At 62.6% G+C, this 25,693-nt stretch carries 21 protein-coding genes; 10 read left to right on the plus strand and 11 right to left on the minus strand.

Annotated features, from left to right (window positions below; translation table 11 throughout):
• Window positions 1-86 precede the first annotated feature (86 nt).
• The 4 genes from hemH to AC0L25_RS16350 all read right to left on the minus strand — a co-directional run bounded on the left by hemH (window position 87) and on the right by AC0L25_RS16350 (window position 5,703).
• Window positions 87-1,151 (minus strand): ferrochelatase, encoded by a 1,065-nt coding sequence (gene hemH / locus AC0L25_RS16335; protein ID WP_473596449.1) that lies wholly within the window; start codon window positions 1,149-1,151, stop codon window positions 87-89.
• A gap of 246 nt (window positions 1,152-1,397) precedes the next feature.
• Window positions 1,398-3,509: a 5'-nucleotidase C-terminal domain-containing protein gene (locus AC0L25_RS16340; RefSeq protein WP_473596450.1), complete on the minus strand. Its 2,112-nt coding sequence runs from the start codon at window positions 3,507-3,509 to the stop codon at window positions 1,398-1,400.
• Window positions 3,510-3,687: 178 nt separating this feature from the next.
• Window positions 3,688-4,059 carry an outer membrane lipoprotein Omp10 gene (gene omp10 / locus AC0L25_RS16345; RefSeq protein ID WP_473596508.1) on the minus strand — a complete coding sequence of 124 codons (372 nt, stop codon included), beginning with the start codon at window positions 4,057-4,059 and terminating at the stop codon, window positions 3,688-3,690.
• 198 nt (window positions 4,060-4,257) lie between these two features.
• Window positions 4,258-5,703 carry a homospermidine synthase gene (locus AC0L25_RS16350; protein ID WP_473596451.1) on the minus strand — a complete coding sequence of 482 codons (1,446 nt, stop codon included), beginning with the start codon at window positions 5,701-5,703 and terminating at the stop codon, window positions 4,258-4,260.
• A gap of 743 nt (window positions 5,704-6,446) precedes the next feature.
• Here AC0L25_RS16350 and aztC point away from each other — a divergent pair.
• Together aztC and aztD are read left to right on the plus strand one after the other, a co-directional pair.
• Window positions 6,447-7,433 carry a zinc ABC transporter substrate-binding protein AztC gene (gene aztC / locus AC0L25_RS16355; protein ID WP_473596452.1) on the plus strand — a complete coding sequence of 329 codons (987 nt, stop codon included), beginning with the start codon at window positions 6,447-6,449 and terminating at the stop codon, window positions 7,431-7,433.
• Between the two features lie 82 nt (window positions 7,434-7,515).
• Complete coding sequence (gene aztD, locus AC0L25_RS16360; RefSeq protein WP_473596453.1) at window positions 7,516-8,727, plus strand: zinc metallochaperone AztD; 1,212 nt, start codon at window positions 7,516-7,518, stop codon at window positions 8,725-8,727.
• A 135-nt stretch (window positions 8,728-8,862) separates the two neighbouring features.
• Here the strand turns inward: aztD and AC0L25_RS16365 are convergent, their stop codons facing one another.
• The 4 genes from AC0L25_RS16365 to AC0L25_RS16380 form a co-directional block, all read right to left on the minus strand.
• Window positions 8,863-9,525 carry an aminotransferase class IV family protein gene (locus AC0L25_RS16365; RefSeq protein ID WP_473596454.1) on the minus strand — a complete coding sequence of 221 codons (663 nt, stop codon included), beginning with the start codon at window positions 9,523-9,525 and terminating at the stop codon, window positions 8,863-8,865.
• The gene (locus AC0L25_RS16370; protein WP_473596455.1) at window positions 9,474-10,634 is read right to left on the minus strand and encodes an aminodeoxychorismate synthase component I; all 1,161 of its coding nucleotides are present in this window, start codon (window positions 10,632-10,634) and stop codon (window positions 9,474-9,476) included. The genes AC0L25_RS16365 and AC0L25_RS16370 overlap by 52 nt, the downstream gene beginning before the upstream one ends.
• 173 nt (window positions 10,635-10,807) lie before the next feature.
• The gene (locus AC0L25_RS16375; RefSeq protein WP_473596456.1) at window positions 10,808-11,599 is read right to left on the minus strand and encodes a proton-conducting membrane transporter; all 792 of its coding nucleotides are present in this window, start codon (window positions 11,597-11,599) and stop codon (window positions 10,808-10,810) included.
• A 374-nt stretch (window positions 11,600-11,973) separates the two neighbouring features.
• Window positions 11,974-13,809: a M3 family oligoendopeptidase gene (locus AC0L25_RS16380; protein ID WP_473596457.1), complete on the minus strand. Its 1,836-nt coding sequence runs from the start codon at window positions 13,807-13,809 to the stop codon at window positions 11,974-11,976.
• A gap of 208 nt (window positions 13,810-14,017) precedes the next feature.
• On the opposite strand from AC0L25_RS16380, the gene AC0L25_RS16385 reads away from it, so the two are divergent.
• Together AC0L25_RS16385 and mepK are read left to right on the plus strand one after the other, a co-directional pair.
• Window positions 14,018-15,553: a sigma-54-dependent transcriptional regulator gene (locus AC0L25_RS16385; protein WP_473596458.1), complete on the plus strand. Its 1,536-nt coding sequence runs from the start codon at window positions 14,018-14,020 to the stop codon at window positions 15,551-15,553.
• Between the two features lie 379 nt (window positions 15,554-15,932).
• Window positions 15,933-17,852, plus strand: coding sequence for a peptidoglycan L,D-endopeptidase MepK (mepK, locus tag AC0L25_RS16390; RefSeq protein ID WP_473596459.1), 1,920 nt, complete (start codon window positions 15,933-15,935; stop codon window positions 17,850-17,852).
• Window positions 17,853-17,960: 108 nt separating this feature from the next.
• Here the strand turns inward: mepK and AC0L25_RS16395 are convergent, their stop codons facing one another.
• Window positions 17,961-18,599, minus strand: coding sequence for a 2-dehydro-3-deoxy-phosphogluconate aldolase (locus tag AC0L25_RS16395; protein ID WP_473596460.1), 639 nt, complete (start codon window positions 18,597-18,599; stop codon window positions 17,961-17,963).
• Between the two features lie 191 nt (window positions 18,600-18,790).
• Here AC0L25_RS16395 and trhO point away from each other — a divergent pair, with 191 nt between their 5' ends.
• The 3 genes from trhO (at window position 18,791) to AC0L25_RS16410 (ending at window position 21,772) form a co-directional block, all read left to right on the plus strand.
• Window positions 18,791-19,714, plus strand: coding sequence for an oxygen-dependent tRNA uridine(34) hydroxylase TrhO (gene trhO, locus AC0L25_RS16400; protein ID WP_473596461.1), 924 nt, complete (start codon window positions 18,791-18,793; stop codon window positions 19,712-19,714).
• A gap of 240 nt (window positions 19,715-19,954) precedes the next feature.
• Window positions 19,955-20,737 (plus strand): tellurite resistance TerB family protein, encoded by a 783-nt coding sequence (locus AC0L25_RS16405; protein ID WP_473596462.1) that lies wholly within the window; start codon window positions 19,955-19,957, stop codon window positions 20,735-20,737.
• 279 nt (window positions 20,738-21,016) lie between these two features.
• Window positions 21,017-21,772 carry an SDR family oxidoreductase gene (locus AC0L25_RS16410; protein WP_473596463.1) on the plus strand — a complete coding sequence of 252 codons (756 nt, stop codon included), beginning with the start codon at window positions 21,017-21,019 and terminating at the stop codon, window positions 21,770-21,772.
• Between the two features lie 107 nt (window positions 21,773-21,879).
• On the opposite strand, the gene AC0L25_RS16415 is transcribed toward AC0L25_RS16410, so the two are convergent.
• Both AC0L25_RS16415 and AC0L25_RS16420 read right to left on the minus strand, forming a co-directional pair.
• Window positions 21,880-22,260, minus strand: coding sequence for a YciI family protein (locus tag AC0L25_RS16415; RefSeq protein WP_473596464.1), 381 nt, complete (start codon window positions 22,258-22,260; stop codon window positions 21,880-21,882).
• Window positions 22,261-22,294: 34 nt separating this feature from the next.
• Complete coding sequence (locus AC0L25_RS16420) at window positions 22,295-23,479, minus strand: pyridoxal phosphate-dependent aminotransferase (RefSeq protein WP_473596465.1); 1,185 nt, start codon at window positions 23,477-23,479, stop codon at window positions 22,295-22,297.
• 83 nt (window positions 23,480-23,562) lie between these two features.
• Between AC0L25_RS16420 and AC0L25_RS16425 the strand changes: the two genes are divergently transcribed.
• The 3 genes from AC0L25_RS16425 (at window position 23,563) to AC0L25_RS16435 (ending at window position 25,693) form a co-directional block, all read left to right on the plus strand.
• The gene (locus AC0L25_RS16425; protein WP_473596466.1) at window positions 23,563-24,249 is read left to right on the plus strand and encodes a GNAT family N-acetyltransferase; all 687 of its coding nucleotides are present in this window, start codon (window positions 23,563-23,565) and stop codon (window positions 24,247-24,249) included.
• 193 nt (window positions 24,250-24,442) lie between these two features.
• Window positions 24,443-25,423 carry a cation diffusion facilitator family transporter gene (locus AC0L25_RS16430; protein ID WP_473596467.1) on the plus strand — a complete coding sequence of 327 codons (981 nt, stop codon included), beginning with the start codon at window positions 24,443-24,445 and terminating at the stop codon, window positions 25,421-25,423.
• 63 nt (window positions 25,424-25,486) lie between these two features.
• The gene (locus tag AC0L25_RS16435; protein ID WP_029349698.1) at window positions 25,487-25,693 is read left to right on the plus strand and encodes a hypothetical protein; all 207 of its coding nucleotides are present in this window, start codon (window positions 25,487-25,489) and stop codon (window positions 25,691-25,693) included.

Below are 25,693 nucleotides of genomic sequence, written 5' to 3' on the forward strand. Positions count from 1 at the left end.
AGTGTGTTTCAGAAATGTTACAATTGGGTGATCATGGATTGCCGGTGTGTAGACAGCTGGGCTCGCGGCGCTCGATTATGTCCGCTTCAGATCCAGCCCGACAGCTCGCGCCGCACCATCGCCTCGATCACCGCCATGCCTTCAGCACTGTCGTTGAGGCAGGGGATGTGTGCGAACTTCTCGCCGCCGGCATGATGGAAGGTCTCGGCCGCCTCTCTGCCGATCTCGTCCAGCGTCTCGATGCAGTCGACAGAAAAGCCCGGGTTGACGATGGCGATCGATTTTACGCCTTCTCCGGCTAATTTCTCGACCGTCTTGTCGGTGTAAGGCTGCAGCCATTCCTGAGCACCGAAGCGCGACTGGAACGTGGTGATCAGCTTCTTCTCATCCCAGCCGAGCTTTTCCCGCAGCAGCCGGGTCGTCTCAAGGCAATGGGCTTGATAGGGGTCTCCCTTGTCGGAATAGGGTTTCGGAATGCCGTGATAAGAGGCGACGACCACTTCCGGCTCGAAATCAAGCGTCGCCAGATGGCGCTCGATCGAACGGGCAAGCGCCTCGATATAAACCGGTTCGGCATAGTAGGGCGGCACGCTGCGGATCGCCGGGGCGCGGCGCATCTTCATCAGCGCGCGAAACAGCTGGTCGTTGGCGGTCGCGGTCGTGGTCGCGGAATATTGCGGATAAAGGGGAAAAGCGACAATGCGGTCGCAGCCTTGCGCGACCAGCCCTTTGGCGACGCTCTCGGTTGAAGGATTGCCGTAACGCATCGCCCAGTCGACGGTGACGCCGGGCAGGTCGCGCAGCGCCTCGGTCAGCTTTTCGCTCTGCGCGCGGGTGTAGGTGCGCAGCGGCGACTCGTTACGGTGCCGGTTCCAGATCCTGGCATAGTTGGCGCCCGACTTCTTCGGCCGCGTGGTGAGAACCAGCCCGTAGAGGATCGGGTACCAGATCGCCTTGTTGAGCTCGATGACGCGCGGATCGGACAGGAATTCCCTGAGATAGCGCCACATCGGCTTGAATTCCGTGCCGTCGGGCGTGCCGAGATTAACCAGCAAGACCCCGATCCTGCCCGCCCCGACCGGCGGCTGTCCTGCCGGCGGCGGGCCGAGGACCTTCGCAGCCTTGGGATCGACAGGGTTGGAAAGCGTCATTAGGGATCTCCGGACACCGCGCGAAACTAGCGATGCCGCGCCGGTTTTCAATGCAGCGTCTGGCCGCACCTTATCTTACCCTAAAGCGCGTCGCATTTGACCGGCCTCACGCGACGCGCTTTAGGTTGTTGTTTTTGCATGTCGTTATCGCAAAACCGCTGCACACCTTTGCGCGACATGCATTTAGGGCGAAAGCAGAAAACCCGCCCGGTGGCCCGGACGGTTTTCCAACAATGAAGGAAGAATTTAGTTTGCGGCCGGGATGGTCAAGGTTGCGCCGACGGGAAGGCGGCGCGGCTCGTAGTCCTTGTTGGCGTCGGAGATCGTTTTCCACTTGGCGCCATCGCCATAGGCCAACTCCGCCAGATCCCAATAGGTATCGCCGGCAACGATCACATGGCTGCTTTCGGCCGGCTTTGCCGGTTCGGTAGGCGCAGCTTCGGCTGGCTTTGCCGGTTCCTGGGCCGATTCTTGGGCCGGTTCCGCCGCAGGAGCCGGTGCTGCGGGCGCCGTCTCGGCTGGCTTTGCCGGCTCGGCAGGTGCCGGCGCTGCCGGGGCGGGTTCCGCCGGCACGGCTGGCGGCGTCGTGGCGATATCGTCCGAACCAGCCGGCGGTTCGGGCATTGCCGGCTCCGCGGTCGCGGCTGGAGCCGTTTCTGCTGGTTTTGGCTCGGCCGGAGCGGGCGCAGCCTCGGCCGGCTTCGTCGGTTCCTGGGCCGGTTCCTTGACCGGTTCCGCCGCGGCGGCGGCCGCGATCTCGGTGATGCGGCCATCGAGCTTCGGCGTATAGGGCCGATGCGCGCCGAGATAATCGGCGACCACCTGTTCGAGGCCCGGACCGTAATCATAGGCGTTCTTGGCCTTGTCGGCGAACACCTTGTAGCCGTCACCGCCCTGGCGCACATAGTTGTTGGTGGCGACCAGGTAATCCTTGTCCGGATTGATCGGCGTCCACGCGCCGCCTTCCATGACTTCGACCGACTTGACGCGCCCGGCATTCGGGGCAGCCGATTTGTCGAATGAATACTTCAGGCCGGCAACCTGCGGGAAGCGTCCGGCGCCGTCCTCGATCTGGCTGAGACCGTTCTCGAGCCCGGCAATCAGATCCTTGCCGGAAATCTGGAAAGTCGCCACTGTGTTCTGGAACGGCAGCACGTTCAGCACTTCGCCCATGGTAACGGTGCCCTGGTCGATCGAAGCGCGCAGACCGCCGCCATTCGTGATGACGATCTCGACACCCTGGTCCTTGACGCGGTCGAGGACGGCATCGGAAACGAGATTGCCCATCTCGCACTCGCGGGTGCGGCAGTTCTCACGGCTGCCGTCGATCGCCTTGGTGGTCTCGGCAACCTCCTGGTTCTTCAACGCCTCGATCGGCGCGCCGAGCTCCTTGATGCGGGCAAGCACGGCGGGATCTGGCGTGATCGACTTGTCGAGGTAGATGGGGTCGCCGCTGGCTTGCTTGACGACACCGTTGTCATCGAACACGACCTTGAACTCGCCGAGATACTTCGAATAGGACGCCGCCTGGACGACCGGCACCTTGTAGCCGTCCGGATTGTCGACCATCGTCGGGTAGGGGCCTTCAGCCTTGGGGTCGGTGTTCGACAGCAGCGAATGGCTGTGGCCGCCGACCACCACGTCGACGCCCGGAATCTTGGCGATGACGTCGCGTTCGCGTTTGTAGCCGATATGGGTGACCGCGATGATCTTGTTGACGCCTTCTCCCTTCAGCCTCTCGACCTCTGATGTGATCGACTTGACGTCGTCCTCGATCGTGACGTTAGGGCCTGGCGAAGCGAGCTCGGGCGTGTCGTTGGTGACAGCACCGACGATGCCGACCTTCTGGCCGCCGACCTCGATCACAACAGACGGTTTCACGCGGTCACCGAGCTTGGATTGCGCGTTGGCCTTCACATTGGCGCCGAGCACCGGAAACTTGATCATGTCCAGGAACGGCGTCAGCGCCGCCTCGCCGTCGTCGAACTCGTGATTACCGACCGCCATGGCATCGAATTTCATCTGGTTGAGGAATTCGCCTTCGGTCTTGCCCTTGTAGGTCGTGTAGAAGAGCGAACCCTGGAAATTGTCGCCGGCGCTGAGCAGCAGCACGTTCTGGCCTTCCAGCTTCTTGCGCTCCTGGGCGATCGCGGTGATCAGCCGCGCCGCGCCGCCGGTGCACTCGCCCTTGGTCTCCTCTTCGGCCGAGCAGGTCGATTCATATTTGTTGTTGCTTTCGATGCGGCTGTGCCAGTCGTTGATGTGCAGGATGTTCAGCGTGTAGTCGGCAAAGGATACGCCGGCCGACAGGCCAAGCGTGGACGCCGACAGGGCGGCAATGGCGGCGATCTTCTTCATCTTCGTCTCCCGGATGACTGTTTAACGTCCTTGCTTGACTGGAACATAACAGCCAGCTTTTCGTCCATGTTCACATCGCGTTTTGGGTGATGCAAGCGGAATCGGGGGCAGCTTTGCCGGCGCAAAAAGGACGGCGGCCTCAAGCCGCCGTCCTTTCAAAAAGCAATTCAGTATGGGCTCAGGTGCGTCGCGTCAGCACAAAGTTCTGTCCGCTCGCGCTGGTGCAATTAAGCTGGGAGGTGGAGATCAACAAGCAGTTGAAGCTGATCGGCGTCTGGCGGATCAGCGAAGTGCCATGGATTTCGACCGAGGTGCCGCCGGTCATGGTGTAGCTGCCGTCGGCAAGTTTCTGGCCGGTGTCGGTCGCGACGGTGTTGAAGCTGCCGCCAGTGAAGGTCGACAGGCCCGTGCCTTGCGCATCGATCCATGAGCCTTCGACGGGGCTCCGCGCGGCCAATGGCGGCCCGCCCGGGCCGGCGGTGGTGCACGCCGCCAAGGCGGCAGCGGCCGCGACAATGCCGGCCGAAAGCAATTTGCGCGCAATCGTCATCATCAAGGTCCTCTCCTCTCGCATCGGCCCGAAAATCGATCCGATTTCGGAAAGCACGATGCGTACATTCAAAGCGCCAGAGCGTACTTTTGTGCGTCCAAATGGATGCACGTCGCTCTAGGCCCGCCTTCCTTCAATCGCCCGATTTACAGGCGATTGCAAGGCAGGCAGACACTGCTATCGAACGAGGATGTTGCACTATCGGACGAGGATGTTGCGGAATTGCCATGGGTCGTTTTTGTCGAGGTCTTCCGGGAACAGACCAGGGCGGTTATCGAGCGGCGTCCAGTCGGTGTAGTAGCCCTTGATCGGTCCGAGATAGGGGGACTGCACTTCCAGGCAGCGCTTGTAGTCCATTTCGTCGGCCTCGACGATGCCGGCCTCGGGATTTTCCAGCGCCCAGACCATGCCCGCCAGCACTGCCGACGTGACCTGCATGCCCGTTGCGTTCTGATAAGGCGCCAGCTTGCGCGCCTCCGCCAGCGACAGCTGCGAGCCGTACCAATAGGCGTTCTTGTCGTGGCCGTAGAGCAGCACGCCGAGTTCGTCGACACCGTCGACCAGTTCGTTTTCATCGAGCACGTGATGCACGGGTTGTGCCTTGCCGGCGGCACCGAACATCTCGTGCAGCGACAGCACGGCGTCGTTGCAGGGATGATAGGCGTAGTGACAGGTCGGGCGATATTGAACCTTGCCCTTCTTGCCGCGCAGGGTGAAAAAGTCGGCGATCGAGATCGACTCATTGTGCGTCACCAGGAAGCCGTATTGCGGGCCCGGCGTCGGGCACCAGCTGCGCACACGCGTGTTGGCGCCCGGCTGCTCCAGATAGATCGCGGCCTTCGAGCCATGCTTGTGCCTCTTGCCGTTCTTCGGCATCCACGTCTCATGCGTGCCCCAGCCGAGCTCGGCCGGCTGCAGGCCTTCCGAGATGAAGCCTTCGACCGACCAGGTGTTCCAGAACACGTTCATCGGCTTCGGCTTCTTGGTGCGCTGTGTGTCGCGCTCGGCGATGTGGATACCCCTGACGCCTGCCTTCTTCATCAGCTTGGCCCAACCTTGGCGATCGTGCTGCGCGGGTTCGGAGAACTCGAGGCCAAGATCGGTGGCGAGGTTGACCAGCGCCTGCTTGACGAACCACGAGACCATGCCTGGATTGGCGCCGCAGGTGGAAATTGCGGTCGCCCCGCCTGGGTGCGCGTGCTTTTCTTCGATCATCAATTCACGCAGGGCGTAGTTGGTGCGGCTGGCATTGTCGGCCTTGGCGTCGAAATAGAAGCCGAGCCACGGCTCGACCACGGTGTCGATGTAAAGCACACCCAGCTTGCGACAGAGCCGCATCAAATCCACTGAGCCGGTGTCGACCGACAGGTTGACGCAAAAGCCCTGGCCGCCATCTTTGGTCAGCAGCGGGGTCAGCAGCTTCTTGTAATTTTTCTGAGTCACCGCATCCTGCATGAAAGTGATGTTGCGCTCGTCGAGCAGCTTGCGATCGGTATCGCGCGGGTCGATGACCGTCATGCGCGACTTGTCGAACTTGAAATGGCGCTCGATCAGCGGCAGCGTTCCCCGTCCGATCGAGCCGAAGCCGATCATCACGACTGGGCCGGTGATCTCACCGTAAACGGGCCAGGTTTCATTCGCCATTTTATTGATTACTCCCTCAGATAGGCTGAAAAGCCGGGCAAACAGACGCAAAGCGGAGCATTTTTTTGCCCGACCGCCACGCGCTACAACCACAGATCATTGTCATAAACCAGCGAAAAACCGCGAGCTACGCCGCATTCATCATGTGGTTAAGGAGGCGACCAGCCGATCGTGGCCGTTAGGACCTTGTAGTCGCGTTGGCAAAATCGAGCGCCAGCAGTTGTGCGGCCAACGATGCAGCGTTGCCCGGCCGAGGTGATGCGCCAACCCGTTCAGCGGATTATCGCCCTCGGTGCAACTGTGGGCGCCCCCGAACCACCAGTTCCACGGGCAGACGACTTGGCGGGCGTCGTGGGAATGCTCTCACGACCGATCTTTACCGCGATGTCCGCAATCCTGCTGCCAGGCCTTGCCTCGATTTTAGATAGGGCCAGCGCTCTGAGCCGTGCGACACTTTTCGATTGACGAACGTAATAACATAACATACCGGCTCATAAGAGCGGGCTGACTTTGGTGGATGCCGCGGAGACGGATCGAATGGCTGCCTGTGTGATGTTTCAAGACCTGACGCTGGGCCACAACAGCCATCCCGCCGTGCATCACCTCGATGGATCGTCGGGCCCGGCGATCATCTGTCGGCGTGCACGATCTATGTTCTTTCCATCTCTGCCGGGAGGCGCGGCTGCTCGCCACGCGTCCGGCACATCTCCCACAGAACCGCTTGAACAGAAGGAGTTGATCGAATGTCCAGGAAGCTGAAGCTTGCCGCCGCGATGAGCGTCATAACATCGTTGCCAATCACCCCGTCGGTAGCCGCGGCCGAGAACCTTAGGGTTGTCGCCAGCTTCTCGATCATCGCCGATTTCGCCAAGAATGTCGGCGGTGACCGTGTCGACATCATCACGCTGGTCGGCCCGAATGGTGACGCCCATGTCTATGAACCGAAGCCGGCCGACGCGGCCACCGTCGGTTCGGCCGACGTGGTGCTGGTCAACGGCCTCCAGTTCGAAGGCTTCCTCCAGCGTCTCGTCGAGGCGAGCGCGACGAAGGCGCCGGTCGTGGAGTTGACCAAAGGCGGCGAGGTGTTGCGCAACACCGAGGAAGAAGGTCACCACGATCAGGATAAAGCCGCCAAGGGTGAGGCAGGGCACGCCGCGGCGGCGGAAGAGGGCCATGAGGGAGGACACCATCATCACGGCGAGTCCGATCCACATGCATGGCAGTCCGTGCACAATGCCGAACTCTATGTGAAGAATATCGCCGATGCCTTCTGTGCCGCCGATGCGGCCGGCTGTGACACCTATCGGGCCAATGCCGAATCCTACGGCCAGCAGCTCGAGGCACTGGAAGCGGAGATCAAGGCTGCCGTAGCGGAGATCCCCGAGGACAAGCGCACGATCATCACCTCCCATGACGCCTATGGGTATTTCGAGAACGAATACGGCATAAAATTCCTCGCACCGGAGGGCGTCTCTACCGAATCTGAGGCTTCAGCGTCCGATGTCGCGGCCCTCATCAAACAGATCAGGCAAGACAAGGCTTCGGCGATCTTCGTGGAAAACGTCACCAATCCCCGACTGATCGAGCAGATCGCCAGCGAGACAGGCCTGAAAATCGGCGGTGAACTCTACTCCGACGCCCTGTCCGACGAGAACGGCCCGGCGGCGACCTATCTCGAGATGATGCGGCACAACATCACGGCGATCAAAGGCGCGATCCTCGGAAGCTGATCGTCGCGCCACGACGGAAAGGCAGAGCAATCCGCCTTTCGTCGACCGCAATCAGTTAGGTAATAACATCAAGGAGAATACCGTGAGGACAAATTTGGCGTCAGCCACGGCCATCGCGCTGTTTCTGTCTCTATCAACAAGTGCGGCCCATGCCGAGGAGGTAACCGCCTGGCGCCTCTTCATCTCGGATCACGCGGATCCGAAGGTGACCGTAATCGATGCGGTCGATGGCGCAAAGCTCGACACATTTAAGATCAAAGGGCCGGCGTCGCTCCATCGCAGCGAAAGCGGCCGGACCGTCTTCGCCGTGCAGGGCGCGGCCGGCGTCGTTACCGGGGTCGCGAGCGGCATTTCCTTCGAGGACCACGGCGAACACGGCGACATCGACGTCGAAGCGCCGAAGCTTGCCGGGGTCGAGATCGCAGGCGAGAAGCCGTCGCATTTCGTCGAGCATGGCGGAGACTTCGCCGCTTTTTTCGACGGCGAAGGTGTCGCCCGCATCATCTCCGAGAAGGCCGTTCTGGAAGGCAAATCGGATTTCAGGGAAGTGACGACGGACGCGCCGCAGCACGGCGTCGCAGTCGCCTATGGCTCCCACGTCCTCCTGTCAGAGCCGAACAGGGAAAAACCGGACGAACTCCCGGTCGGCATCAGGGTCGCTAACGAAGCCGGCGCGCAGGTCGGCGGCATCCACGCCTGCCCCGACCTCCACGGCGAGGCGTCTTCCGGCAATATTCTGGCTTTCGCCTGTGCGACCGGCCTGCTTGTCGTCACCCGTGGCGACGGCACCCCGGCGATCCGTCACCTGCCCTATGCCGACAGCCTGCCGCACGGCAAAACGACGACGCTGATCGGCGGCAGAGGCCTGCAATATTTCCTCGGCAATTACGGCGCCGACAAGGTGGTGCTGATCGATCCGACGGTCGAGAGCGACGCATTCCGGCTGATCAGCCTTCCGACGCGCCGCGTGCATTTCACGGTCGATCCCGTTCGTGCGAAGTTCGCCTACGTCTTCACCGAGGACGGCCAGCTTCACCAACTCGACGTGGTGAAGGGGGAGATCGCAAACTCGCGCAAGCTGACCGGCCCCTATTCGATGGACGGTCACTGGAGCGACCCGAGGCCGCGGATCGCAGTCGCCGGCGACAGGATCGTGGTTACGGATCCTCTGCAAGGTGTGCTGCATCTCGTTGACGCGACGTCGTTCGAGAAAACCGGCGACATTGCCGTCGAAGGCAAACCCTTCAACATCGTTTCCGTCGGCGGCTCCGGTCAGACCCACGAAGGCGAATAGTCGCTCCTCCCAAGCGGCTGCCGCGCGTCCGGCTCATTCTTCTCGGGGCCGGACGCATCTTCTCCAGCTCGCAAGGGGAAAACCATGCTCGAGACACAGCCAAGGGCGTGTCGTCGGTAGCTTTTCGGTTGCATTTCAGCCCAGCCGTGCCGGGATCAATCCGCGCAGTGAATTGCCGACGAACAGTGCTTTGGCCGATTTCAGATCATCCAAGGTGTAGATTGCCTCGCGGGCGCGACCTTCGTCCAGCAATTCGCCGCGCAATACGCCAGGCAGCAGGCCGCAATCGAGCCGCGGCGTTGCCAGCGCGCCGTCGCCGAAATCGGCGAAGAGATTGGTGATCGTGCCCTCACAGATTTCGCCACGCTCGTTAGCCAGCAAAACCTCGTCGGCCCGGCTGATCAGATATTCGGCTCGCGCCCGCTGATAGGTGTCCCGGCGGCTCGTCTTGTGGCGCAGCAGCGTGTCGCTTGAGTCGAGCCGCACCCGAGCCAGTTGCAGCCTCCACACCTTGTCGGCTGCATGCGGCTCATAAGGCAGCGCCGAGACCGTCACCTTGCCGCTGCGCGACAGGACGAGGCGTGTGCGCAAGGCTATGTCCGGCCGGTCGACGGCGTTCCTGAGCATCTCACCGACCTTCTGTGGATCGCAGGTAAAACCCAGTTCGGCTGCCGAGCCATAAAGGCGAGCCAAATGGCGGTTAAATCGGAGGAAGCCCTGGCCCGGCTGCCAGCGCATGGTTTCGATCAGCTCGAAATCGGCGGTGTTCCCGTCGCGTAGCGCGCTTTCAGCAGGCACTCCTGATACTCCTCCTCGGCCGTCGAATCGAAGACGACGCCACCACCGATATTGTAGACGGCTTCGCCATTGGAAAAGAGCGATATGGTGCGGATCGCCACCGAAAAGCGCATCTTGCCGCCGGGCGCGATCCAGCCGATGGCGCCGCAATAGACATCGCGCGGCGTGGCTTCCAGATCGTGCAGGATTTCCATGGCGCGGATTTTTGGGGCGCCGGTGATCGATCCGCATGGAAACAGCGCAGCGAAGATCTGCCGGATGGTGAGGTCAGGCAAGAGCTTGGCCCGCACGCGGCTCACCATCTGGTGGACGGTCGGGTAGCTCTCGATGCGGAAAAGCTCCGGCACCTCCAGCGTGCCGACCTCGCTGATCAGCGAGATGTCGTTGCGCAGGAGATCGACGATCATCCGGTTCTCAGCCTGGTTCTTTTCGTCATTGAGCAAGAACGCCCTCAGCCGCTTGTCCTCCGCCTTGGTCGCGCCGCGCGGGGCGGTGCCCTTCATCGGATGGGTCTCGATCATGCCTTCGGCGTCGACCTCGAAGAACAGTTCCGGCGAGCGCGACAAAACGACCGGATCGCCGAGCGCGACCAGCGCGCCGTATTTCACCGGCTGGCGCTCGGTCAGCGCGTCGAAGGCGGCCAGCGGATCGCCCGACCACTGCGCATGAACCGGAAAGGTCAGATTGCCCTGATAGCAATCGCCCTTGCGAATGTGATTGTGGAGCCGCGCAAAGCGTTTTGCGTAGTCTTCTGAAGACCAAGCAGCCCTTGCGTTGAAGATTGGGGCGTCGAAGATCGGACCGTTGGTCGCCGGCGCGTTGCTGGGCACGACCGCCTGTTCGACAGGCGCATCGAAGATCCCCAGGCAGACAAGCGGGGCGCGGCGTCCGCCCGGCAGCAGCGGAACGAGCTTCGGCTCGAGCAGGTAGCCGGCCTCGTATGAGAAATAGCCGGCCAGCCATTTGCCGGCGTCATGCGCGGCCTGCGCGATTTCCAGCGCCGGCAGGAAATCCTCCGCCTCATGCGCCACGATGATGTCGGCCGGACGGTCGAAAACGAGCTGATGTGCGCGCTCGTCATTCCGGAAAATTGCAGAGGGCAGGGGCATGGGACTCGGATGCTGCGATCGATGACGCCAGCTATCGCTCTATATGGGGGCTCGATCGCGCGCAATCGAGAGAGCGGCGTCTCAAGGCGCAAAGGCAGCCTTGGTGCAAAAGCAGACTGGCGGCACCTCGAGGCCGCCGCCAGTCTGTCATGTGCTCGATGCCGGCTGGCAATTCAGCTGTTGCTCGCGGTCCCCGCGGTCGGGAAGCGGCGCGCGAATTCCTTCTCGTCGCCGGCGGCAAGCAGTTTCGCCTGCTCGATCCAGCGCTCACGCTCGATGCGGCCGTCGAACTGGAGAACGTCTTCGATCCGCTTGATATCCGCCGCCGTCCAGGCGGCGATCTGAGCGTAGGTTCTAACCCCCAAGCCGTGCAGCTTCCGCTCGTTGACCGGGCCGATGCCGATCAAGCGACGCAGACTGTCGGTCTTATCAGCTGCTGCCGCTGTTGCCTTGCCGGCGGTGGCCTTCCTTACCGCCGGCGCATCCTTCTTGGCTGTGGCGCTCGTTTCCGAAGCGGCCGCTTTCGACGCACTGGCCTTTGGCGCGGCTGCCGCCTTGGCGGCCGCCGTTTTCTTGGACGCGGTCTTTGCCGGCGTCGACTTGGCTGGCGCGGTCTTAGCTGGCCCGGTCTTTGCTGACGCGGGCGTGGTCTTGGCCGGCGTGGACTTGGCCGGCGCGGATGTCGCCATCAATGCCGAGGGTGCCGGGATTGCTGCCTTTGTCGCGCCGGTCTTGGTGCCTTGCGCCTCGGCCAACTGGCGCTCCAGGTCGGCGCGGGCGCCGCGGCATACTTCCAGTTCACCGGTCAGGCGGTCGGCGTCGGCGCGCAGCCTGTCGCGCTCGCTGCGCGTGCGGTCCACGTCACCGCGCAGGCTGTCGAGCTCGCCACGCAGGCGTCCCCAGATGAACCAGCCAACCAACACACCTACCAGGAACGCCAGGAGCATGTAGAAAAAAGTGCCCATTGTCTCTCTCCAGTCCGATCCATCTGCCGTGGCCTGGAGTGGTGGCCTTGGCACAAGGACCATTCAATGGTGGCTCCGCTGTTCACGGAACAGCCGGCTTAGATCGAGCTGTCGGCGACCGGCTTTTCCTGCCATGGCCAACGGCCGCTGTCGCATTCGCCGAAGCGCCGTGACTGGACCGAAGATTTTTCCTGGCCTGAGCCCCGCGCCCGACTGAGCTTGAGGCGGGACGCTACCATACAGCTTCCCGAAAGCTAACGGAAAAATTCCACGGAGAGTTATTTAAGAACAGATATTTAGGGCAAGAATAGAACGGCCTCAATATGCATTGCGGCTAAACTGTTCTGTCAGCCCCGTATGCTCAGCCCTGTGCGTCAATTGTCCAGAGCTTCGAGCTCGTCGATCAGCCCGCCGATCACGCCAAGTCCGATCTGCCAGAAGGCAGGGTCGGTGGCGTCAAGACCGAAGGGTGCCAGGAGCTCGGAATGATGCTTGGTGCCGCCGGCGCGCAGCATAGCAAAATATTTCTCCTGAAAGCCATGCTCTGCATTTTGATAGACCGCATAGAGCGAATTCACCAGGCAGTCGCCGAACGCATAGGCGTAGACGTAGAAAGGCGAATGGATGAAGTGTGGAATGTAGGTCCAGAAGACCTCGTAACCGTCGCGCAGCTTGATCGCCGGCCCGAGGCTTTCCGCCTGCACTTCCAGCCAGAACTGGCCGAGCCTGTCGGATGTCAGTTCGCCGTTCTTGCGCTCGGCATGCACCTTGCGCTCGAACTCGTAGAAAGCGATCTGGCGCACGACCGTGTTGATCATGTCCTCGACCTTCTGGGCGAGCATGGCCTTGCGCTCGCGCTTGTCCGTGGTCTGGTCCAGCAGCGAGCGGAAGGTCAGCATCTCGCCGAAGACGGATGCCGTCTCGGCCAGCGTCAGCGGCGTCGAAGCCATCAGCGCGCCCTGGCCTGCGGCCAGCACCTGATGCACGCCATGGCCAAGCTCATGCGCCAGCGTCATCACGTCGCGCGGCTTGCCCATGTAATTGAGCAGAACATAGGGATGCGCCGACGGCACGGTCGGATGCGCGAAGGCGCCCGGCGACTTGCCAGGCCTGACCGGCGCGTCGATCCAATTGCGGTCGAAGAAAACCCGGGCGATCTCCGCCATGTCAGGTGAAAAGCGCTGATAGGCGGAAAGCACCGTGTTCTTGGCCTCGTCCCAGCCGATGATCGCCTGCGGGGTCTCCGGCAGCGGCGCGTTGCGGTCCCAGTGGTTCATCACCTCCATGCCGAGCCAGCGCGCCTTCATCTGGTAGTAGCGGTGCGACAGGCGCGGATAGGCATCGCGAACGGCTGAGGCCAGCGCATCCACCACGCTGCGCTCGACGCGATTGGCGAGATGGCGCGAATCGGCGATGTCCCCGAAGCCGCGCCAGCGGTCGGAAATCTCCTTGTCCTTGGCCAGCGTGTTGGTGACCAGCGTGAACGTGCGCAGATTCTTGCGGAAGGTTGCGGCCAGCGCTTCAGAGGCCCGGCGGCGCACCTCGCCATCGGCGTGCTGGAGGCGGTTCAGCGCCGGCTCCAGGGTTAGCTCCTCGCCATCGATGTCGAAGCGCAGATCGGTCATCGTCTCGTCGAACAGGCGGTTCCAGGCGCCGCGTCCGGTAATCGACTTCTCGTGGAAAAGCTGCTCGACCCGATCCTCGAGCTGATAGGGTTTGTCCATGCGCAGATCGAGCACCCACGGCCGGTAGTGAGCGAAGGCGGGATCGGCAGCGAGCGCGGTCTCGATCGCGCCATCGTCGATCAGATTCAGTTCGAGCGCGAAAAACAGAAGATGTGCGCTGGCGTCGGTCATCTTCTCCTGAATGTCGCCATAGAGCTTGGCACGCTGCGGATCCGCGGTGTTGCCGGCATAGATCAGTCCGGCATAGGACACGATCCGGCCGATCAGTTCCTCCAGCGCCTCATAGGCGGCAAGCGCCTCGCCCAGCCTGCCGCTCTCGGCACGCTCCGCCTCGGCGGCGAGCGTGCCTTTCCAGCGGCTCTCGAAGCTGATGGCATCGGCCGCCGCCCTGGCGATGTCGCGCTTCAGCTCGGGGGCGTCCATGCCCAAATAGAGATCGGCGAGATCCCATTCCGGCAGATTGCCAAGCTCCGCCGCGCCCTGACCGGACGCCGCCGCAAGCTGCCGACCAAAAACCATGCGCATTGCCGATACTTTCCAGATTGCAAGACCTGAGCGGTCAGACGCAAAGATTCAAAGGGGATGAGAAAGCCGGTCAAATCCTAAGGAATTCGTTCACCGGGTTTTTTGAAACCTTATTTAGAACCCTGTGCCAAGATGATCCATAGGGTGAATTCCCCATTTGGGTGGGCATAGTGGGTGGGCATATTGGGCGAGCATCGTTGAACCAGTCATGACAGGTTCCATACTCATAGTCGATGACGATCCCGTGCAGCGCAGGCTGCTCGAGGCGGCCGTGACGAAATTCGGCCACAGCGCGATCATCACGGATGGCGGCGAGGCCGGTCTCGACGCGCTCGACGGGCCCAATGCGCGCGACGTGTCGGTGGTCATCCTCGACCTCGTCATGCCGGGCCTCGACGGCATCGGCGTGCTGAAGGCGATGCGTGAGCGCGGCATCCAAGTTCCGGTCATCGTACAAACCGCCCAGGGTGGCATCGAGACCGTCGTTTCGGCCATGCGTCACGGTGCTTTCGATTTCGTCGTCAAGCCGGCCTCTCCCGACAGGCTGCAGGCATCGATCGGCAATGCGCTCAAGGTCGAGGCGGTCGAGGGCGAAGTGAAGCGCACGTCGCGGCGGCGCGGCGGCCATCTGACCTTCAAGGACATGATCACGCACAGCCCGGCGATGGATCGGGTGATCCGTCTCGGCCAGAAGGCGGCCGCTTCCAACATCCCGATCCTTATCGAGGGCGAATCCGGTGTCGGCAAGGAGCTGGTGGCGCGCGCCATCCAGGGCAGCGGCGATCGCCGCTCAAAACCCTTCGTTACCGTCAATTGCGGCGCCATCCCTGACAATCTGGTCGAATCGATCCTGTTCGGCCACGAGAAGGGCTCGTTCACCGGCGCCACCGAAAAACACACCGGCAAGTTCGTCGACGCGCATTCGGGCACGCTCTTCCTCGACGAGATCGGCGACCTGCCGCTCGACGTGCAGGTCAAGCTGCTGCGCGCCGTTCAGGACGGTGAGGTCGATCCGGTCGGCGGGCGTTCGACCGTCAGGGTCGACATCAGGCTGATCTCGGCGACACACCGCAATCTTCTGCAGCAGGTCAAGGACGGCAAGTTCCGCGAGGATCTGTTCTATCGCCTGAACGTCTATCCGATCTTCGTGCCGCCGCTGCGCGATCGTCGCGACGACATCCCGTATTTGGTCGAGCACTTCCTGGAGAAGGTTGCGCCCACCGATCCACGTCACCGCCTGCACGGCATTTCGGCAACGGCGCTCGCCATGCTGCAGGCCTACGACTGGCCGGGAAACATCCGGCAGCTGGAAAACGCCGTCTTCCGGGCCTCGGTGCTTTGTGAAGGCGATGTGCTGACCGAAGAGGAGTTTCCGCAGATCCGGGCGCAGGTCGAGGGCACCGTCAACCTCGATGTGCATGGCGCGTTGCCCGCGTTGCCTTTGGTCATCGAGCCGCCTGGCGAAGACGTGCCCGCCAATAACGGCATCGCTGCAACCGAGCTCGATCCGCCAGCCAGGCCTCAGCCCCGCTTCGGCACGCTGCGGGCGCTGGACGAACGCGGCAATGTGCGTGCGCTGGCCGATGTCGAACTCGAAATGATCAAGCTCGCCATCGACCATTATAACGGCCAGATGAGCGAAGTTGCCCGCCGCCTCGGCATCGGCCGCTCCACGCTCTACAGGAAGCTCAAGGAACATGGCATCGATCCGGAAACAGGCCGTATCGACCGGCTTGCTTCCTGACAAAGCAACTCCGGACCAGCTTGCCAGCTTGGCATCAGAACAGTTCTCAGTCATCGAGCGGGCGTGACGCGCGTCGGGGTGACGCGCTTGCCGGCAGTGTTCACGCATTGAGGCGGCCGGTAACAGATCGTGTTCAGGCAAAGGCCGAAACATGATCTAAACCAGCAGTTTACCAAGAAACCCTGCGCAATATTTTTGACGGGATATCGCCACGGTGTTACCGCATTTCGGCTTCAATAAGCGATGATTAACCATTAGGATCGATATTCGGATGCGAACACCACCGCATCCGTTGGTCAAATCCGGGGACAAACGGCAGCCTGCAAGGCCTTTTGATTTGAACAAAGTCGAACGATACACAAACGGGCGGCATTATCACATGAGCGTCTGGCCGAGATGGCTGGCAGCGGTGATCCTCGCCTTTGGCTTCCTTACAGCGGCTGCGACCGGCGCCAGCGCCCAGACGCGTTCGCTGAAACTCTATAACCTCCACACCAAAGAGAAGGCGGAGATCGTCTTCAAGCGCGGCGGCCGTTACGACCAGGCGGGTCTGAAAAAAATCAACGTCATCCTGCGCGACTGGCGCCGCAACGAGCCGACCAAGATGGATCCGCGCCTGCTGGACCTGGTCTGGGCGGCTTACCGGCAGAGCGGCGCCACCGACTATATCCAGGTCGTGTGTGGTTATCGCTCGTCGTCTACGAACTCGATGCTGCGCAGCCGCAGCAGGGGCGTCGCCAAGAAAAGCCAGCATATGCTCGGCAAGGCGATGGACTTCTACATTCCCGGCGTGCCGCTGAAGAAGCTGCGCGACATCGGCCTGCGGATGCAGGGCGGCGGCGTCGGCTATTATCCGAGGTCGGGCTCGCCCTTTGTCCACATGGATGTCGGCAATGTGCGCCACTGGCCCGGCATCAGCCGCCAGGAATTGGCGCGCGTGTTCCCCAATGGCAAGACGCTGCATGTGCCGAGCGACGGCAAGCCGCTGCCCGGCTATTCACAGGCGCTCGCCTCCTACAAATCGCGCAAGGGCGCCGGCGCTCCCGCCATCGAACTTGCCAGCGCAGGTGGCGGTTCGAAAAGACCCGGCGGTCTGCTGGCGGCTTTCTTCGGCGGCGGTGAAGACGAGGCCGATGACAGCGCCGATGTGGCGGCCGCGCCGGCGCCGAAGGCAAAGAGCGTGAAGCTGGCGACCGCGAAGCCGGCGCCGGCCGCCAAGAACAGCAAGCTTCCGGGCATTGCCATCGTGTCGCCTCAGGATGCGAAGCGCGCCGAGATTCCGCAAATCGCCGATGCGCCTGCTCCGGAACCGGAGGAGGACACGCCGGAAACGATTATCGCGGCGCTGCCGGCGCGCAGCGTGCCGCTGCCTGATTTCGCCCCGCGTCCGAAGACCGAGGTCGGCGCTCAGCCGCCCGAAAACGTTCCGTTCGGCGTGGCGGATGCCACCGCCACCACTGAACAGGCGGTGGCGACCGCGCAAGCGCCGGCAAGCGCTCCCTTCGGCATGGCCGAGCCCTCCGCTGTCGCCGATGCGGCGCAGGTTGCGGCCAACAACATTCCGTTGCCGACCTGGCGTCCCGATCACTCGCTGCCGGCCGACCTTGCAGCGGCCGACCTTGCGCCGCAGGACAAGGATGTGCTTTTGGCGCTCGCGGATACGGCCGGACACGGCAAGACCGCTACCGATGCGTTCTCGGCGCTGCCGTCGGATCGGCCCGATGTGGCCCAGCCTGACTTGGCCCAGCCTGATTTGGCCCAGCCCGACTTGGCCCAACTCGACTTGGAGCGGCCCGACTTGGCCGAGACGGACCAGGTCCAATCCGACGCGGTCAAGGCCGTCCTCGAGCGGGTCAGCGCAACCGACGAATACCAGGTCGCTTCGCTCGCCCAGCCGAGCTCGGTTCTCAGCGATCCGGCGAACGGCAATGCCGCATCGCCGCGCGAGGCTGTCTTTGCCCGTCCGGCCGGCTCGGATCCGGCCGCGGCGATCGGTGCGGGTGTGAAGACCACCCGCAAGGCAGCCAGGGCAACCGCCCGTGACCTGAAGCCTGGCCCCAAGTCCGTGGTGGTCGCAGCCGAGCCGAAGGCGGCGCGCTGGGCATTGAATAGCGGCGAGAATGTCGCCACCGTCTCCAGCGCAACGACGGCGCCGCGCTATGCCTACAATATCGTGCACACGCCGCCGACCGAGGTCTACACCGCGGGCTTCCAGCCGAACGATCAGCTGGCCGATGCCAACCGGTTCACCGGCAATGCCGTAAAGTTCATGTCGGTAGCCCGCTTCCAGACCAAGTAGCGGATCGACCAACAATACAAAGCCGCGCCGGGTAACCCGCGCGGCTCTTTGCCGTTCGCAAACAAAAACGCCGCGATGCAGCCAGTCCACTTGGGGATAAGAGTTTCTCTACCGCCCGAGCTTGCTTGCCGCGCGCGCCAACGCCTCGATTTCGTCCCACCTGCCGGCCTTGACCAAATCGTCCGGCGCCACCCAGGAGCCGCCGACGCAGATGACGTTGGGCAAGCTCAGATAGTCGGCGGCGTTCTTGCCGGTGATGCCGCCGGTCGGGCAGAATTGCACATCCGCCAGCGGCGAGGCGAATGCCTTGAGCGAGGCGATGCCGCCCGACTGTTCCGCCGGGAAGAATTTCAGGAAACGCAAGCCTGCCTCGCGGGCGGCCATGATCTCACCCGGCGTGATGGCGCCGGGCAGCAACGGAACGTCGCTGTCCTTCGCCGCCGCCAGAAGCTCGCGGGTGATGCCGGGGCTGACGATGAACTTGGAGCCGGCTGCTGCCGCCTCGCCGAACTGGCGGGCGTCCAGAATGGTGCCGGCGCCGACGATGGCGTGCTCGACTTCGCTTGCCACAAGCCGGATCGCCTCCAGCGCATCGGCGGTCCGCAGCGTGATCTCGATCGCCGGCAGGCCGCCGCGCGCCAGGGCACGCGCCAGCGGCACGGCATCGGCGACGTTGGCGATCTTCAGCACCGGGATAACCGGTTGGCCGTTGAGAAGCGACAGAAGCTTTTCGGTCTTGCTGGGCATTTGTCGTCTCTCCGGTATTGATCCGTTCAACCGGTTAGCAGAACGCCGTTTTTCTGTCCACGAAACCAAGCGTGTCGCGATGTCACGTACTGCCGGCAATGCCGTCAGTACCGGCCGTCAAAGCAACAAGGAGAGGCTGATCCACGCGTCAGCCTTGAATCGGCTTTCATGAGCGTTTAGTGGCTTCGGCGATGACTCCGCCCAATCAACCTTTCCGCGTTGCCGCGCTCTACAAGTTTGCCCGTCTCGACGACTTCGAGGCGTTGCGCGCGCCGCTCGCCGCCTTCTGCTGCGGACGCGGTATCAAGGGCACGCTGCTTCTGGCGCATGAGGGCATCAACGGCACGGTCGCCGGCAGCGAAGCTGATATCGCCGCGCTCATCGATCATCTCGAATCCATCGAAAGTCTCGCCGGTCTCGAGGTCAAGTACAGCAGCGCCGCGCAGATGCCGTTCCACCGCATGAAGGTGCGGCTGAAGCGCGAGATCGTCACCATGGGCGTTAGGGATCTCGATCCGGCGGCAAGCGCCGGCACCTATGTCGCGCCGGCCGACTGGAACGCGCTGATCTCGGAGGCGGACACGATCGTCATCGACACGCGCAACGCCTACGAGGTGTCGATCGGCACCTTCAAGGGCGCGGTCGATCCCGCCACGACGAGCTTTCGCGAATTCCCGTCCTGGGTCGAGCAGCACCGGGCCGAGCTCGTCGGCCGGAAGGTGGCCATGTTCTGCACCGGCGGCATACGCTGCGAGAAGGCAACGGCCTATGTGAAGTCGCTCGGCTTCGAGGATGTGTTCCACCTCAAGGGCGGTATCTTGAAATATCTCGAAGAGGTGCCCGCCGAGCAAAGCCTGTGGCAGGGCGAATGCTTCGTCTTCGACGAACGCGTCTCGGTGTCGCACGGGTTGGTCGAGGGTGAGGCCGAACTGTGCCGCGCATGCCGGCATCCGCTGATCGAGCGGGACCTGTTATCGCCGAAATACGCCGCCGGCATCTCATGCCCGCATTGCTTCGATGCCCGTTCCGACGAGGATCGCGCGCGCTACGCCGAGCGTCAGCGCCAGGTCGAACTTGCAGAAGCGCAAGGCAGGGCTCCGCACATCGGACGTTAGAGCGACGTGCGTCCGCTTGGACTCACAAAGTACGCTCTAACACCCTGAATCTACGCATTGTGCTTTCCGAAAATCGATTCCGATTTTCGGGCCGACACGGCAGATCCCGACATCGTCTTGTTTTCGCCATCATTGGCAAAGCGCTCATCCGTCATTGTAATGTCAATATGCGGGGCCTACCTCTTCAACGTCCGAAAACCTGCCCGTTCACGTTCGGCCGGGCCAATTCTGGAGGCATTGATGTTCGATCCCAAGAAGCTCCTCGACGATCTGCTCGGCTCGCAAATTCCCGGAACGGGGTCGACCGTCCGCGACAAAGGGGGTCAGGCGATGCAGATGGCCAAGGACAATCCGCTGGCGGCCGGCGCACTGGCCGCGGTGCTGCTCGGAACCGGTGCTGGCCGTCAGGTCACCGGCACTGCGGTAAAGCTCGGCGGCCTGGCCATGATTGGCGGTCTCGCCTACAAGGCCTACCAGAACTACAAGAACGGCAAGGCGCCTGCGGAGACGGCCGCATCCGGCTCGCCGGAATTGCTGCCGCCGCCCGCCGACACCAGCTTCCATCCCTCGCAAGCGCCGCAAGGCGAGGACGAATTCACGCTGATGCTGGTGCGGGCAATGATTTCGGCGGCGAAGGCCGACGGCCATATCGACGACGCCGAACGGCAAAAGATCGCCGGCAAGCTCAGCCTCGCGGGCATCGGCTCCGACGCGGAGAAATTCCTGATGTCGGAACTGGAAACGCCGCTCGACCTGGATACGCTGGTCGCCGGCGCCCAAACCGACGCGCAGAAGCTCGAACTCTACACCGCCTCGCGCCTCACCGTCGATCCGGATACGCGTGCCGAACGCGGCTATCTCGATCTGCTCGCCGGCCGCCTCGGGCTGCCGGACGCACTGGTCGACCATGTCGAGGCTACGGTGTCGGCGGCAAAGGTGCCGGCGCCAGAGGTGCCGGAGTCAGCGGTGCTGGAGTCAGGGGTGCCGGCGTCGGGCAAGGCAACCGCCGGTTCGCGCTGGTAGGCTTCAGGGCGGCGGAGGGCGGGATCCGGGCGCCGCTCTCGCGTTAATGTCTCGTTTACCTAGGAAGCGCATAATTTTAGGTAGTCGGATCGGCTTTCCTCCTCCCAAGCCGGTTCAGATCAGGGCGGCCGCCAATGGCCGCCCTTTTGTTGAAGCCGGTTAGCGCATGACCCGAAATCGGAATCGATTTTTGGAAGCGATCATGCACAAAATCAAAATTGCTCGAAATCAAGGTGCTATGGCGTTCTTGCGGACACGCGGCGCTATAGGAGGACAGTTATGACAGACTACAAAACAGCCATCGTCACAGGCGCCGGCACAGGCGTCGGTAAAAGTGTCGCCACGGCGCTGCTCAAGGCCGGCTGGAACACGGTATTTTGCGGGCGCCGCAAGCAGGTGCTGGACGAGGCGATCGCCGACGCCGGATCGACACAGGCAAAGGCGCTGGCGGTCGCCTGCGACATCAGCAAGGCCGACCAGGTCGACGATCTCTTCGAGACGGTGGCGGCGGCTTTCGGTCGTGTCGACCTGCTCTTCAACAATGCCGGCACAAGCTACAAGTCGACGTTGATCGACGAGATCCCCGTCGAGGTGTGGAACGACATCGTCGGGGTCAATCTCACCGGCTCGTTCCTGTGCGCCCGCGCCGCCTTCGGCGCCATGCGCAGGCAGCAGCCGATGGGTGGCCGCATCATCAACAACGGCTCGGTGTCGGCCTACGCACCGCGGCCGGGCTCAGTGCCCTATACCGCGACCAAGCACGCCATTACCGGGTTGACCAAGACGCTGGCGCTGGACGGCCGGCCTTATGACATCGCCTGCGGCCAGATCGACATCGGCAACGCATTGACCGACATGGCGCAGCCGATGACGGTCGGGGTACCGCAAGCCAATGGCTCTATCGCCGCCGAAGCGGTGATGGATGTCCAGCAGGTCGCCAATGCCGTCGTCCATATGGCCAGCCTGCCGCTCGACGCCAACGTGCTGTTCATGACCGTGATGGCCACGAAGATGCCCTATGTCGGGCGAGGGTGAGCGGCCGGTCCGCGCGAATTCATCGTGCCAGTGGGACGATGAAAGGCCAGCGAACGCCGGGACGCTGCGCAGCAGCGGGGACCCGGCCGGGCGGCGTTCAACTTTGGCTAAGACTGCGTAGCCGAAAGCGGCACGCCGGGAAGATACAGCGAAATGGGGCGGATTTCGTAGACGGCGGTCGGATTGACGCGGCGAAGGTCGCGCGCAATCGCGATCGCGGCATCACGCGTGTCGCAATCGACGACGTAGAGGCCCAACAATTGCTCCTTGGTCTCGGCGAAAGGTCCGTCAATGACCATTCCGGCGCCCGGCCCGCGCAAGGTACACGCGTCTTGCGTCGCCCCGAGCCGCGCCGCCGGGCCAAGGCTGCCTTCCCGGTATAGCCGTTCGTTTATCTGGAGCAGGTCAGTCATCAGCGCCGCGTCCTCCTCCGGCGTCAGCGCCGTGATCGCTTCTTCCACGTGATAGGCGAGGATGGCATAAAACATCTGACGGCTCCTTTCGTCGGTCCTGTACCCGCCCTCACTTTGCCAGAAACGTCTCGATCCGCTCCAGCGCGCGCAGGATGTTCTCTTCGGAATTGGCGTAAGACAACCTGATATAGCCTTCGCCGAGAATGCCGAAATCAGGCCCGCCGATTAGCGCCACGCCGGCATCCTCAAGCAGGGCAGACGCAAGCTTCTTGGCTTTCCAGCCGGTTTGGGAGACATTGGGGAAGGCATAGAACGCGCCCTTCGGTGTGATGCAGGAAACGCCTGATAAAGCGTTCAGTCCTTCGACCACGACCTTCCTGCGGCGGTCGAAGGCGCGCATCATCTTGTCGACGTCGTCCTGCGGACCGTCGATGGCGGCGATGCCGGCATATTGGCTCGGCGCGTTGACGCAGGACCAGCAATTGACCGCCAGCTTGCGTACCTTGTCGTAGAGGTGGGCGCCCTTTTCGCCGTTCGGCCAGATCGACCAGCCCATCCGCCAGCCGGTCATCGCCCAGGTTTTCGACCAGCCATTGAGCACGATCAGCCGGTCACGGATTTCAGGGAAATTCAGCAGCGAGCAATGCGTCTCGCCGTCATAGGTCATCACGTCGTAGATTTCGTCCGAGAGGATGGCGACGTCCGGGTGCGCTTCCAGCCCTTTGACCAGCTTCTCTATCTCGGCGCGGGGGGTGACTCCGCCGGTCGGGTTGGCCGGCGAGTTTAAGATGAGCAGCCTGGTCTTCGGCGTGATCAGCGCCAGCGTCTCCTGCGCCGAGAAGGCAAAGCCGTTCTCCTCGCGCATCGGCACCGGTACCGGAGCAGCACCGGTGAATTCGATCATCGAGCGATAGATGGGAAAGCCGGGATCGGGATAGAGGATCTCGGCGCCCGGTTCGCCAAACATCAGGATCGCGGCAAACATGGTCGGCTTGCCGCCGGGCAGGATCATCACCGCCTCGGGCGACACCTCGACGCCGGTGGTGGTCAGCGTGCGGCGCACCACCGCTTCGCGTGTCGCCAGCAGGCCATTGGCCGGCGTGTAGCCGTGGTGGCCGTCACGCAGCGCTTTGATCGCCGCCTCGACGATGTGCTGAGGCGTCTTGAAGTCGGGCTGGCCGATGCCGAGATTGACGATGTCGCGGCCCTGATGGGCGAGCGCGGTGGCACGAGCCAGCACTGCGAAGGCATTTTCCTCGCCGAGACGGTCGAAGGCCGAAATCGTGTGGAGCATTTTTCCCGTCCGTGTGGTTCTTTCGCCGAGCGAGCGTTTTTGTGAGCGTCCGCTCGCAAAAGTCAAATGGATTGGAGTTTTGGGTGTCGGAAAATCTCAAGAATTGGCAACCGCGCCCGCGGCCCGAACGCAAAGTCCTGGAGGGGCGCTACGTCAGGCTGGAACCGCTCAACGCCGAAAAGCACGGCGATGGCTTGTTCAAAGCGTCGTCGGTGGCCGATGTCGACAGCCGCTTTGCCTGGCTGCCCGACTATCCGCCAGAGAGCCGCGCCGCTTTCCAGCCCTGGCTGGACAAGGCCGAAGCGAGCCAAGACCCGCTGTTCTTTACCGTCATCGACAAGGCTAGCGGCAAGGTCGCCGGACGCCAGACGCTGATGCGCATCGATCCGGCCTATGGCGTCATCGAGATCGGCAACATCTATTGGGGTCCGCTAATCTCGCGCAAGCCGGCGGCGACGGAAGCGCAGTTTCTGTTCATGAAATATATCTTCGACGAGCTTGGCTATCGCCGCTACGAATGGAAATGCAACAACCGTAACGAGCCGTCGAAGCGCGCGGCGGAGCGTTTCGGCTTCAAGTTCGAGGGCGTTTTCCGCCAGCATCTTGTGGTCAAGGGCGAAAACCGCGATACCGCTTGGTACTCGATTATCGACAAGGAGTGGCCGGCCCTGCGCAGCGCCTATGAGGCATGGCTCGATCCGGCCAATTTCGATGGCGAAGGCCGGCAGAAGCGACGGCTCGAAGATTTCCGCGCCGAGTTCGGCGCCTGACCATGATCCCGAAAAGTGGAGGCCGGTTTTCGGATAAGATCATGGTCAAACAAGACGGACCATGATCCCGAAAAGTGGAGGCCGGTTTATGCTGCGCTGACCTTCGGTTCGGGTAAGATCATGGTCGAACAAGGAGATAAAGCCTTCATCCCGATTCTGCCGGGATGGATCAGGCTCTAACAGGAGTTCGCAGATGGCGCATGACCATGGTTCGCAAGGGCATGACCACAGCCACGGCGCCGGTCATGTGCACGGCTCAACCGACAAGAAACGGGTGCTGATCGCAGCCTGCCTGACCGCCGGCTTCATGGTCGTGGAAGCGCTTGGCGGTCTCTTCACCGGATCGCTGGCGCTGCTGGCGGATGCCGGCCACATGCTCGCCGACTGTATCGCGCTCGGCCTTGCCTGGTATGCTTTTCATCTGGCCGACCGGCCGGCCACCGTTCGCCTCACCTATGGTTTCGGCCGGGTCAAAACGCTGGTCGCCTATACCAACGGCATCGCCATCTTCGCCATTGCGCTGTGGATCATCTATGAGGCATGGGAACGTCTGCTGACGCCTGCGCCCGTGCTCGGCGGGCCGATGCTGGTCGTCGCGATCGTCGGTCTGCTGGTCAATATCGGCTCCTTCTTCGTGCTGCATGGCGGCGACCGCGACAGCCTGAACATGCGTGGTGCCATCCTGCACGTGCTCGGCGACCTGCTTGGATCGGCGGCGGCGATCATAGCTGCGCTGGTCATCCTGGCAACGGGCTGGACGCCTATCGATCCGATCCTGTCCGTCCTCGTCTCGCTGCTGATCCTGTCCACGGCCTGGTCGCTGATGCGCGAAGCAGCCCATGTCCTGCTCGAAGGCGTGCCGGCGAGCCTCGATCGCGACCTGATCGCCAGGGACATAGAGGCGACGGTCAACGGCGTGCGCGAGGTGCATCACATGCATGTCTGGTCGCTCGACGGGTCAAGCAACATGGCGACCTTGCATGCTTGCCTCAACGATGGCGTCGATGCCCACAAGGCGGTCAGCGCCATCAAGAAACGGCTTGCCGTCGAGCACGGCATTGCCCACGCCACCGTGGAACCGGAATTCGGTCATTGCGCCGACAGCCATGATGAGCACGATGGCGAGCACAACCATGCGCACGATGCGGCTCCGCATCATGGCCACTATCACTGACACCGGGAGCTCCATGGCATTGGTAACGAACTTGGTGAATTCCCGCCGCGTCAGGGCCACGTGATGGATCGCGACACGCGCAACGCGGCGATAGGCGCCCTCTGGGTGCTGCTGCTGTTCGGCATCGCCGCCTACTATTTGCCAACCGTGATGCTGGCGGTCGGCCGAGTCTCGACCATTCTTGCCGCTGTTATTGCCGCTGTCTTCATGGTGGCCATTTTCGTCGTGTTTTGGCTGCGTGGCCGCAGCCAGCGCAAAAAGGATCATTGA

Source organism: Mesorhizobium sp. WSM4813, from assembly GCF_055811555.1.

What these genes read in the sequence shown, in the direction of transcription:
- hemH (WP_473596449.1), bottom strand. Translation starts at nt 1,151, where the DNA reads ATGACGCTTTCCAACCCTGTCGATCCCAAGGCTGCGAAGGTCCTCGGC.
- AC0L25_RS16340 (WP_473596450.1), bottom strand. Translation starts at nt 3,509, where the DNA reads ATGAAGAAGATCGCCGCCATTGCCGCCCTGTCGGCGTCCACGCTTGGC.
- omp10 (WP_473596508.1), bottom strand. Translation starts at nt 4,059, where the DNA reads ATGACGATTGCGCGCAAATTGCTTTCGGCCGGCATTGTCGCGGCCGCT.
- AC0L25_RS16350 (WP_473596451.1), bottom strand. Translation starts at nt 5,703, where the DNA reads ATGGCGAATGAAACCTGGCCCGTTTACGGTGAGATCACCGGCCCAGTC.
- aztC (WP_473596452.1), top strand. Translation starts at nt 6,447, where the DNA reads ATGTCCAGGAAGCTGAAGCTTGCCGCCGCGATGAGCGTCATAACATCG.
- AC0L25_RS16370 (WP_473596455.1), bottom strand. Translation starts at nt 10,634, where the DNA reads ATGCCCCTGCCCTCTGCAATTTTCCGGAATGACGAGCGCGCACATCAG.
- AC0L25_RS16375 (WP_473596456.1), bottom strand. Translation starts at nt 11,599, where the DNA reads ATGGGCACTTTTTTCTACATGCTCCTGGCGTTCCTGGTAGGTGTGTTG.
- AC0L25_RS16380 (WP_473596457.1), bottom strand. Translation starts at nt 13,809, where the DNA reads ATGCGCATGGTTTTTGGTCGGCAGCTTGCGGCGGCGTCCGGTCAGGGC.
- AC0L25_RS16385 (WP_473596458.1), top strand. Translation starts at nt 14,018, where the DNA reads ATGACAGGTTCCATACTCATAGTCGATGACGATCCCGTGCAGCGCAGG.
- mepK (WP_473596459.1), top strand. Translation starts at nt 15,933, where the DNA reads ATGAGCGTCTGGCCGAGATGGCTGGCAGCGGTGATCCTCGCCTTTGGC.
- AC0L25_RS16395 (WP_473596460.1), bottom strand. Translation starts at nt 18,599, where the DNA reads ATGCCCAGCAAGACCGAAAAGCTTCTGTCGCTTCTCAACGGCCAACCG.
- trhO (WP_473596461.1), top strand. Translation starts at nt 18,791, where the DNA reads ATGACTCCGCCCAATCAACCTTTCCGCGTTGCCGCGCTCTACAAGTTT.
- AC0L25_RS16405 (WP_473596462.1), top strand. Translation starts at nt 19,955, where the DNA reads ATGTTCGATCCCAAGAAGCTCCTCGACGATCTGCTCGGCTCGCAAATT.
- AC0L25_RS16410 (WP_473596463.1), top strand. Translation starts at nt 21,017, where the DNA reads ATGACAGACTACAAAACAGCCATCGTCACAGGCGCCGGCACAGGCGTC.
- AC0L25_RS16415 (WP_473596464.1), bottom strand. Translation starts at nt 22,260, where the DNA reads ATGTTTTATGCCATCCTCGCCTATCACGTGGAAGAAGCGATCACGGCG.
- AC0L25_RS16420 (WP_473596465.1), bottom strand. Translation starts at nt 23,479, where the DNA reads ATGCTCCACACGATTTCGGCCTTCGACCGTCTCGGCGAGGAAAATGCC.
- AC0L25_RS16430 (WP_473596467.1), top strand. Translation starts at nt 24,443, where the DNA reads ATGGCGCATGACCATGGTTCGCAAGGGCATGACCACAGCCACGGCGCC.
- AC0L25_RS16435 (WP_029349698.1), top strand. Translation starts at nt 25,487, where the DNA reads ATGGATCGCGACACGCGCAACGCGGCGATAGGCGCCCTCTGGGTGCTG.